General features: G+C 67.7%; 10 protein-coding genes. 2 read left to right on the top strand and 8 right to left on the bottom strand.

The window, feature by feature from the left end; all coding sequences use genetic code 11:
* Positions 1-1,581, bottom strand: a 1,581-nt coding sequence (locus AC5E6L_RS03870; protein WP_491771409.1) for a DNA translocase FtsK 4TM domain-containing protein, incomplete at its 3' end; no start/stop codon positions are given.
* A gap of 338 nt (positions 1,582-1,919) precedes the next feature.
* On the opposite strand from AC5E6L_RS03870, the gene AC5E6L_RS03875 reads away from it, so the two are divergent.
* Positions 1,920-2,672 (top strand): SDR family NAD(P)-dependent oxidoreductase, encoded by a 753-nt coding sequence (locus AC5E6L_RS03875; protein ID WP_491771398.1) that lies wholly within the window; start codon positions 1,920-1,922, stop codon positions 2,670-2,672.
* A gap of 190 nt (positions 2,673-2,862) precedes the next feature.
* On the opposite strand, the gene AC5E6L_RS03880 is transcribed toward AC5E6L_RS03875, so the two are convergent.
* The 3 genes from AC5E6L_RS03880 to tesB all read right to left on the bottom strand — a co-directional run bounded on the left by AC5E6L_RS03880 (position 2,863) and on the right by tesB (position 5,687).
* Positions 2,863-4,221, bottom strand: a complete 1,359-nt coding sequence (locus AC5E6L_RS03880) for an ammonium transporter (protein ID WP_491229482.1) — start codon at positions 4,219-4,221, stop codon at positions 2,863-2,865.
* Positions 4,222-4,253: 32 nt separating this feature from the next.
* Positions 4,254-4,592, bottom strand: coding sequence for a P-II family nitrogen regulator (locus tag AC5E6L_RS03885; RefSeq protein ID WP_491229483.1), 339 nt, complete (start codon positions 4,590-4,592; stop codon positions 4,254-4,256).
* Positions 4,593-4,820: 228 nt separating this feature from the next.
* On the bottom strand, positions 4,821-5,687 hold the full coding sequence (gene tesB / locus AC5E6L_RS03890; RefSeq protein WP_491229484.1) for an acyl-CoA thioesterase II: 867 nt from the start codon (positions 5,685-5,687) through the stop codon (positions 4,821-4,823).
* A 148-nt stretch (positions 5,688-5,835) separates the two neighbouring features.
* Here tesB and AC5E6L_RS03895 point away from each other — a divergent pair, with 148 nt between their 5' ends.
* Entirely contained in the window at positions 5,836-7,104 is a 1,269-nt protein-coding gene (locus tag AC5E6L_RS03895) for a ubiquinone biosynthesis hydroxylase (RefSeq protein WP_491771401.1), read from the top strand.
* Positions 7,105-7,121: 17 nt separating this feature from the next.
* Here the strand turns inward: AC5E6L_RS03895 and AC5E6L_RS03900 are convergent, their stop codons facing one another.
* From AC5E6L_RS03900 to AC5E6L_RS03915, 4 genes are all read right to left on the bottom strand, one after another.
* Entirely contained in the window at positions 7,122-7,715 is a 594-nt protein-coding gene (locus tag AC5E6L_RS03900) for a TetR/AcrR family transcriptional regulator (protein ID WP_491229486.1), read from the bottom strand.
* Entirely contained in the window at positions 7,712-7,900 is a 189-nt protein-coding gene (locus tag AC5E6L_RS03905) for a Trm112 family protein (RefSeq protein ID WP_491229492.1), read from the bottom strand. Before AC5E6L_RS03905 ends, AC5E6L_RS03900 begins: the two co-directional genes overlap by 4 nt.
* 180 nt (positions 7,901-8,080) lie before the next feature.
* Positions 8,081-8,752, bottom strand: a complete 672-nt coding sequence (locus tag AC5E6L_RS03910) for an LON peptidase substrate-binding domain-containing protein (RefSeq protein WP_491771403.1) — start codon at positions 8,750-8,752, stop codon at positions 8,081-8,083.
* Positions 8,753-8,863: 111 nt separating this feature from the next.
* The coding region (locus AC5E6L_RS03915; RefSeq protein WP_491771405.1) for a tetratricopeptide repeat protein at positions 8,864-9,268 on the bottom strand (405 nt) is incomplete at its 5' end.

Raw genomic sequence — 9,268 nt, forward strand, 5'->3', positions numbered from 1 at the left:
CACCGCCCAGCGCAGCGCGGTCACCGCCTTGGACGGATCGGTCACCACCGGCGTCAGCAGATGCGGAATCCCGTCATAGACGGAGAGCTCCAGCATCTTGGGGTCGATCATGATCAGCCGGCACTTTTCCGGCGTCATCTTGTAGAGCAGCGACAGGATCATGGTGTTGATCGCCACCGACTTGCCCGATCCGGTGGTGCCCGCCACCAGCAGGTGCGGCATCTTCGCCAGATCGGCGATCACCGCCTCGCCATTGATCGTCTTGCCGAGCGTCAATGCGAGCTTGGCCTTGGACTTGTCGTAGGCCTGCGAGGAGATCAGTTCGCGCAGATAGACCGTCTCGCGCCGCGCGTTGGGCAGTTCGATGCCGATCGCGTTGCGGCCCGGCACGACGGCCACGCGCGCGGCGATCGCGCTCATCGACCGGGCGATGTCCTCGGCAAGACCGATCACGCGCGAGGACTTGATGCCCGGCGCCGGTTCCAGTTCGTAGAGCGTGACGACGGGGCCGGGGCGGACCTGGATGATCTCCCCGCGCACGCCGAAATCCTCCAGCACGCCTTCGAGCAGGCGGGCGTTCTGTTCGAGCGCCTCTTCTGAAAGGGTCTCGTCGCGGGCGATGTTTTTCGGCTCGTTCAGCAAGTGAACCTGCGGCAGCTCGAACGCGCCGTCCCCGATCAGGCAGGGCTGCGCTTCGCGCTGAACGCGCACGCTGGGCCTTGGCGGCGGCGCCGGCGTGACGACACGCGTTGTCGCCATGCCCTCCTCGTCCTCCTCGCCCGGCTCGTCTCCTGGCATGGGTGGCGCCCGCGGTGCCCAGTCCTCGGCGCCTTGCCAATCGTCGATTGCGGGCTCGACGTCGAAACCGTCCCGCACAGCGCTATTCGGCTCCATGGATGGCTCGACGCGCGGCCCCGGCCATTCGCCGTCCGCCGGCATCGAGGCGCCGCCGCGCAGCGCCTTCCAGGGCAAAAGGCGCTTGAAGCTCGCCCGTATCGCATAAAGCCCGTGCAGCACCGCGCCGAGCGTCACCATCGGGCCGGCATGATCGTCGTCGTCGAACGGCAGATCCGCGGCCGAGGCCCGCTCCCCAAATCCGCTTGCGAAGGCGAGCAGGACAACCGCGAGCGGCGCAAACAACAGCCCGACGATCAGTGCGGAAAGCCCCTGTGGATAACCGCCGATGACGAGGCCCGGCACACCCAGCATCATGTCGCCGAGCGCGCCGCCGAGCCCCGACGGCAGCGGCCAGCCGCCCGTCGCGGGCAGGCAGCCGACCGCGGCTGCGGCCGCAAGGGCGCCGAACAGCCAAGCGAGCATGCGGCGCCCGACATGGTACGGCGTCGAATCGCGCATCAGCGCAAGGCCCCAGAAGGCCAGCGGCACCAGCGCTGCGAGGGCCGCAAGGCCGAAGAACTGCATTGCAAGGTCTGCTGCGACAGCCCCCGGATAGCCCATCCAATTGGTCACCGGCGCATCGGTGGCATGGCTGAAGCTCGGGTCGGCGACGTTCCAGCCCAGAATGGCCGCGACAATGAAGGCACCCAAAAGCAGCAGCGCGACGCCACCGGCGAAACGCATCTGGCGCCGCAGCCAGGCGACGACCGGCGCCGGGATCGGCTCGCCCGGCCCGGCCAGGGTCGAGTCGGCCCGATCGGCATGTCCGGAAGGCGGTTCAAGGTGGTTCGCCGGCATCGTCTAACCCGTGTCTTACTTAACCGTGTCTTGGCTGGCTGGGTGGAAAACTCCGTCACGGCAAAATTAGAAGCTGTTGGTTAAACGCACATTAACCATCGGCCATATCGCCCGGATCAAACCTGGGCACCGCGGCGCTTTCGAGGGGTGACGATTCGCCGATTGCGCCACCAGATAGCGGCTGATAGCGCAGCGTCATGACGAAAGAGCAGGAGGAGAAACCCGTGAAAACCCTACCGGTATCGGACCTAAAGGTCATCATCACCGGCGGCAGCGGCGGCCTTGGCGCGGCGACAGCCGCACTTCTGGCCGAAGGTGGCGCGCAGGTGGTGATCTGCGACATCAGTGACGACGAAGGTGCCGCGCTTGCCGACAAGCTCGGCGACAAGGTGCACTACCGCCATCTCGATGTGACCAGGCCGGAAGACTGGTCCGCCGCCATCAAGGCCGCTGAATCCGCCCTTGGCGGCGTCAATGCGCTGTTCAACAATGCCGGTATCGTCAGCTTCACCCCCATCCAGGAAAGCTCGCCGGAGGAGTTCCGCAAGACGATCGACATCAACCTTTACGGTGTCTTTCTCGGAATCCATCTGTGTGCTCCAGCCATGGCTCGCGCGGGCGGCGGCGTCATCGTCAACACATCGTCCACCGCCGGCATGATGGGCTATGCGGGCATCGCCAGCTATGTGGCCAGCAAATGGGGCGTGCGCGGGCTGACCAAGGCCGCCGCCCTCGACCTGGCTGGCGACAAGATCCGCGTCTGCTCGATCCATCCCGGCCCCATCCGGACCAACATGACGGCCGGCCTTTCCGAGGACATGCCGGCGGCCCAGCCGATCCCGCGTTTCGGTGAGCCTGAAGAGGTCGCACGCCTGGTGCGGTTCCTGATGTGCGAGGCGACCTATTCGACCGGCGGCGAGTTTCTCATCGATGGCGGCGTCATCACAGGCCAGCAGGCGATCAAACAGGCCGACTGACCGGTCGGCCGCCGCAACCTGGAGCCTATCCGGCTCAGGCTGGATCGTTCCCGAACCCATAAAAAAAGCCCGGTCGCAGGGACCGGGCAGGTTTGTGTGATGGAAACCATCACGACGGGATGGGCGCCGCCCCAGGGGGCGGAAACCGGAAAGCGGCGGGGCCGGAAGAAGGTGGCCCCGCCCTTGGCCGTCAGGCCCGTGTGAATTCGGGGTAGCCCTCCACGCCCGTCTCGGACATGTCGAGGCCCCGCATCTCCTCTTCCTCGCTGGCGCGGATGCCCATCGCGGCCTTGAGGACGAACCAGACCGCAAAGGCGGCGACCAGCGTGAACACGCCATAGGCCAAAATGCCGACGAGCTGCACGCCATAGCTGGCGTCCGCGTTCGAGAACGGAACGATCAGCGTGCCCCAGATGCCCGCGAACAGGTGCACCGGAATGGCGCCGACCACATCGTCGATCTTCAGCTTGTCGAGCAGCGGCACGGTGAAGACGACGATCGCGCCGCCCACGCCGCCGATGATGATCGTCTGCCACACGGCGGGCGCCAGCGGTTCGGCGGTGATCGAGACGAGGCCGGCCAGCGCGCCGTTGAGCACCATGGTCGTGTCGATCTTCTTGTAGAGGATCTGCAACAGGATCATGGTGGTCACGACGCCCGAGGCCGCCGCGAGATTGGTGTTGGCGAAGATGCGGCTGACATCGGTGACGTCGCTGATCGTGCCCATGGCGAGCTGCGAGGCGCCGTTGAAGCCGAACCAGCCCAGCCACAAGATGAAGGTGCCGAGCGTGGCGAGCGGGATCGACGAGCCCGGCATCGGATGGACCGTGCCGTCCGCGCCGAACTTGCCGGCGCGCGCGCCCAGCAGGATCGCCCCCGCGAGCGCCGCCCAGCCGCCGACCGAGTGGACGAGCGTCGAGCCGGCGAAGTCCGAAAAGCCCATCTCGGCCAGCCAGCCGCCGCCCCACTGCCAGGAACCGGCGATCGGATAGATGAAGCCGGTCAGCACGACGACGAAGATCAGGAACGGCCACAATTTGACGCGCTCGGCCACCGTGCCCGAGACGATCGAGGCGGCGGTGGCGACGAACACCATCTGGAAGAACCAGTCCGAGGCGGTCGAATAGCCCGCATCGAGCGCGTCGCCGCCGACCGGGTCGAAGGAATAGGGTCCGAACGATCCGATGAAGCCGCCGTCAACGCCGCTATACATCAGATTGTAGCCGGTGACCCAGAACATCAGGCCGGCGATCGAATAGAGCGCGATGTTCTTGAGCGACTGCATGGAGACGTTCTTGGACCGCACCAGGCCCGCTTCGAGCATGGCAAAGCCAGCCGCCATCCACATCACCAGAAAGCCGCCGAGCAGGAACAAAAGCGTGTTGAAGATGTACTGGACTTCCGCCGATGGCGCGCCGCCGGCCGCCTCCACCGTTTCGGCCGCCGCCTCGGCGGTCTCGGCCGCTTCCTGCGCAAGGCCGGGCTCGGCAAGCAGCGCCGTCGCCGCCAGGCCCGCAAGGGCCAGTGTTGCAAGTTTTTGCTTGATCATGGGTTGAAGACTCCCTGGATGGCGAAGCGGCGTCACAGCGCTTCGGAATCGGTTTCGCCGGTGCGGATGCGCACCGCCTGGTCGATGGTGTGAACGAAGATCTTGCCGTCGCCGATCTGGCCGGTCTTGGCCGCGTTGGAGATGGCTTCGACGACCTTGTCGGCCATGTCGTTCTCGACCGCCAGTTCGATCTTCAGCTTGGGCAGAAAGCTGATCGCGTATTCGGCGCCGCGATAGATTTCCGTGTGGCCCTTCTGGCGCCCGTAGCCCTTGACCTCCGTCACGGTCAGGCCCTGGACCCCCAGCCCGGTGAGCGCTTCGCGCACCTCATCGAGCTTGAAGGGTTTGATGATCGCCATGACTATCTTCATGCGCTTTTCTTCCCCGTTGCTTGCCGCCGCGACACCATGCCGCCGACGGTCGCCGCAGCACGTCGGCCCCAACGGGCGTGCTGCTTCGCACAAAAAAGATTCAAGCCGCGTGCCAAACTGATAGAATATTGATTCTATTGCATAAATAAAACACATGCCCGGAAAGCGGGCAGACGAGGCGTCGCAATTTGCCTAATTGACAGGCAATAAGATGGATCTGCCTAAAAATCAGCGGTTGCGAATCCGGACCAGCCCTTCCTGCGCCACCGAGGCGACCAGAACACCGTCGCGCGTGTAAAGGCCGCCGCGCGTGAACCCCCGCGCGCCCGAGGCGTTGGGGCTGTCCTGGGCATAGAGCAGCCAGTCGTCCAGCCGGTCGGGCCGGTGGAACCACATGGCATGGTCGAGGCTGGCGACCTGCATGTCCGCATCGAAGATCGCCCGGCCGTGCGCGAACAGCGCGGTGTCGAGCAGCGTCATGTCCGACAGATAGGCGAGCAGCGCCGCCTGCACGGCGCGGTCGTCGGGCACGGGGCCGTTGGCGCGGACCCAGACATGCTGGACGGGCGGCAGCCTCTCGCGGCTGATATAGTGCGCCAGCGAAACCGGCCTGAGCTCGACCGGCCGCTCGCGCGCCCAGTAGCGGCGGATGTTTTCGGGCACCTGGTCGATGAAGGTGGCGATCAGCTCCTTTTCGCCCATCAGCGCCTCGGGCTGCGGCACCTCGGGCGGCACCGGCATGTGGTGGTCGAGCCCCGGCTCGTCGATCTGGAACGAGGCCGACAGGGCGAAGATGGCCGTGCCGTCCTGTTCGGCCAGCACGCGGCGCGTGGTGAAGCTGCCGCCGTCGCGGATGCGGTCGACCGCATAATCGATCGGTATGGCCGGGTTGCCGGGCCGCACGAAGTAGCAATGCAGCGAGTGCACATGCCGGTCCGCCGGCACGGTGCGCTGGGCGGCGACGAGCGCCTGGCCGATCACCTGGCCGCCGAAGACGCGCTGCCATCCCGATTGCGGACTGCGGCCGCGAAAGCGATCCTTGCCCGCCGCCTCCAGATCCAGGATCGACAGCACCTTCTGCATCGCCTCGGACATGGCGGAACCCCATCGCTGGACGGTGCGCGCGGAGCGGGCCGGAAAGGCCTCGGGGGCGCGGCGCGGCGCGGTTTGCGCGACGCCGTGCCGCCTTGCTACAAGGGCGCGCCGCAAGTCAAGGTCGGCGCGAGGCGGCGGAGGTTCGGCGATGGTCAAGGCAAACGCGAAAAAGGCGACAAGGGGGGGCACGCCGGAGGGCACGCCCGAGCGCTGCGACGTCCTTGTCGCCGGCGCGGGCTATGTCGGTCTCGCAACCGCGCTGTCCATTGCCCGCGGCGCGCCGGACCTGGCCGTCACCGTCGCCGATGCGGCGCCGGAGGGCGTCTGGGAGAAGGACGGCCGGGCCTCGGCGATCGCGGCCGCCGCGTGCCGCATGCTGGCCGCGCTCGACTGCTGGGAGGCGCTTGAGCCGCACGCCCAGCCGATGACCGAGATGATCGTCACCGACAGCCGCGCGTCCGATCCCGTGCGGCCCGTGTTCCTGACCTTCGACGGCGATGTCGGCCCCGACGAGCCGTTCGCGCACATGCTGCCCAATGTCGAGATGAACCGCATCCTGCGCCGCCGCTGCGCCGAGGCGGGCGTCGCGATCCATCAGGGCAGGGGCGTGACCGGCTTTTCCGACGCGGGCGCGGCGATGCGCATCGAGACGGGCGCGGACACCGTCGAGACGCGGCTGCTGATTGCCTGCGACGGGGTCAGATCGCGCCTGCGCGACATGGCCGGCATCAGGACGGTCCATTGGGACTATGGCCAGGTGGGCATCGTCGCCACCATCGCCCATGAGCGGCCCCATGGCGGCCGCGCCTTGGAGCATTTCCTGCCGGCCGGACCGTTCGCCATCCTGCCGCTGACCGGCAACCGCTCGTCCATCGTTTGGACCGAGACGACCGAAAACGCCGAGCGCCTGCTGAAGGCCGACCCGTTGACCTTCGAGATGGAACTGGAACAGCGCTTCGGGCTCAAGCTTGGGGCGTTGAACGTCGAGGACGGTCCGCGTGCCTATCCGCTCGGGCTGACGCTGGCGCGCGATTTCGTCGCGCGGCGCTTCGCCCTGGCGGGGGATGCCGCCCACGGCATCCATCCGATCGCCGGCCAGGGGCTCAATCTGGGCTTCAAGGACGCCGCCGCGCTCGCCGAAACGCTGGTCGAGGCGCACAGGCTGGGCCGGGATATCGGCGCGCTCGACGTGCTGGAACGCTATCAGCGCTGGCGCCGGTTCGACACGGTGCGGATGGGCGCGGCGACGGACGCGCTGAACCGGCTGTTCTCGAACGATTTCGCGCCGCTGCGCGCGGCGCGGACCCTCGGCCTGGGCATGGTCGACCGTATGCCCGACCTCAAGCGCTTCTTCATCAGGCAGGCCGCCGGGCTTTCGGGCCCCGCGCCGAAGCTGCTGCGCGGAACCCCGCTCTGAGGCGAGGCGTGGCGGCGTCAGGTCCGCGCGGCCAGACGCTCCATGCGCATGAAGGCTTCGGCCAGGACGGAAGGCTCGCCCAGCGCATGCCCCAGCGCGATCCCGCCCTGCCACTCGCAGACAAAGGCGCGCGCCCGCGCGAGCGCCAAGGCGGGCCGCAGGCCGGCGCGGCCCAGCTCGGCGGCGACGAAGCCGGTCAGCACCGAAAAGCTCTCGGCGGCGCGGCGCGAAGCCCCGGGCGCCTCGGCGCGAAACTCGCGCGCGGCCGCCGCGATCGGGCAGCCATGGGCCAGCCGCGACGCCTGCGAGGTCTTCAGGCGCGCGATCAGCGCCTTGAGCCGATTCCGGGGGGCGTCCGCCGCAGCCGAGACATCCCCGACCAGCGCCTCGGTCTGGCGAACGAACAGATCGGCCACGGCCATCGCCAGGTCCGCCTTGGTCCTGTGGTAGTAGTAGACATTGCCCAGCGGCACGCCGGCGGCCTGGGCGATCTGCGCGATCGACGTGCCGGCATAGCCCTGCCGCCAGAACCGCTCCGCCGCAGCCTGGGCAAGCGCCTCCCGGCGGGCATCGCCCCGTCTGCGACGGGCCGTTGCAGCGACCTCCGTCACGGGCCGCCCGGCGCGATATCGTCGCATAGCGGACGCGCCTCGGACGGCAGCAGGATGGGCACGCCGCCACGCACGGGAAAGGCAAGACCTGCCGCCTCCGAAACCAGCTCGTTGCTCGCATGGTCGTAGTGAAGATGGGTCTTGGTCAGCGGACAGACGAGCAGTTCCAGCATCCTGGGGTCCATGCCGCCGAACCGATCGACGCCATCGGGGCGGTCATCGCCTGCGATGGTGCCCGTGGCGTGCGGGGCCGATGCCGTCCCATCGGCGCCCCGTTCTCCGTCCGGCGATGTCTCGGGCTGATCGTCTGCCATGGCGTCCCGCGCAAATCGTCGCTCCCGGAGCGAGCCTACTGCGGAGCGAGCCTACTGCAATGTGCGGGCATAATCATCACTGCCGCGGGCGAGCGCCATTTCGGTGATCGCGACAAGGGTCTCGGCACGGCTCTTCAGGTCGGGCGCCTCAAGCAACGCCTGCTTCTCCGCCGGCCCGTAGGGCGACATGACCGAAAGCGCGTTGACCAGCGATACATTGTTGGCCTTGTTGACGCTCGACCAGTCCGCTTCGAGCTGGTTGGCGTCCAGATAGGCTCGGAAGGCTTCGAGCAACCCCTCCCGGTCGACATTGCCGCCATCGTCCTCGTCGGCGAGGTCGGAGGCGAAGGCGGCGATGCGCGCCTGCCGGAACGGCGTGGTCACGTCGAGTTCCTCGATGATCCGGAACCGGCAGATGCCCTCCAGAGTGATCAGGTAGCGGCCGTCGCCCGTCTCGCTGAACGCGGTGATCCGACCCAGGCAGCCGACCTTGCACAGGTCGGGCCTGTCGGGCTCGCCGGCATTGCCGCTGAACGATGGCTGCACCATCGCGATGACGCGGCTGGACCTCAGGGCCTCGTCGAACATGGCAAGATAGCGCGGCTCGAACAGGTTCAGCGGCAATTGGCTGCCCGGCAGCAGCAAGGCGCTCGACAAGGGAAAGACCGACACGATGGCCGGCACGTCGTCAAGGTCGCGATAGGTGGCGTTTCCTGCCTGCATATGCTCCACAAACCATCTCAAGGGCGATCGGGGACGAGGGTCCCGACCCTAAATGGGGCGATGACAGCGGACAGCAACCCCCGCCGCGTCACGGCCGGCCCGGCGTCCCGGTCATCTGAACAGCATGCTGGAAAGCTTGCGGCGCGCGCGGACCGTGGCCGGATCGGTCTGCCCCCAAGCCTCGAAGAGGGTCAGCAGTTCCTTGCGGGCGCCGTCCTCGCGCCAGTCGCGATCGGTTTTCATGATGGTCAGAAGGTGGTCCGCGGCCCCGTCGCGATCGTCGCGCGCATTGAGGATGAGGGCGAGGTCGAAGCGCGCCTCGTGATCCTTCGCGTTGTCGGCCAGCCGGGTTTCGAGCGCCGCCGGGTCGCCGATACGGGCCACTTTTTCGGCCAGGTCCAGCCGCGTGCGCACGGCGGAAAGCTCCGGCGCGTCGGCGATCGCCTCGGGCGCCTGGTCGAGCATGTCGCGCGCCCGGTCGGCCTGGCCGTGATCCGCCATCAGTGCGGCCATGCC

The organism is Roseitalea sp. (assembly GCF_984466335.1).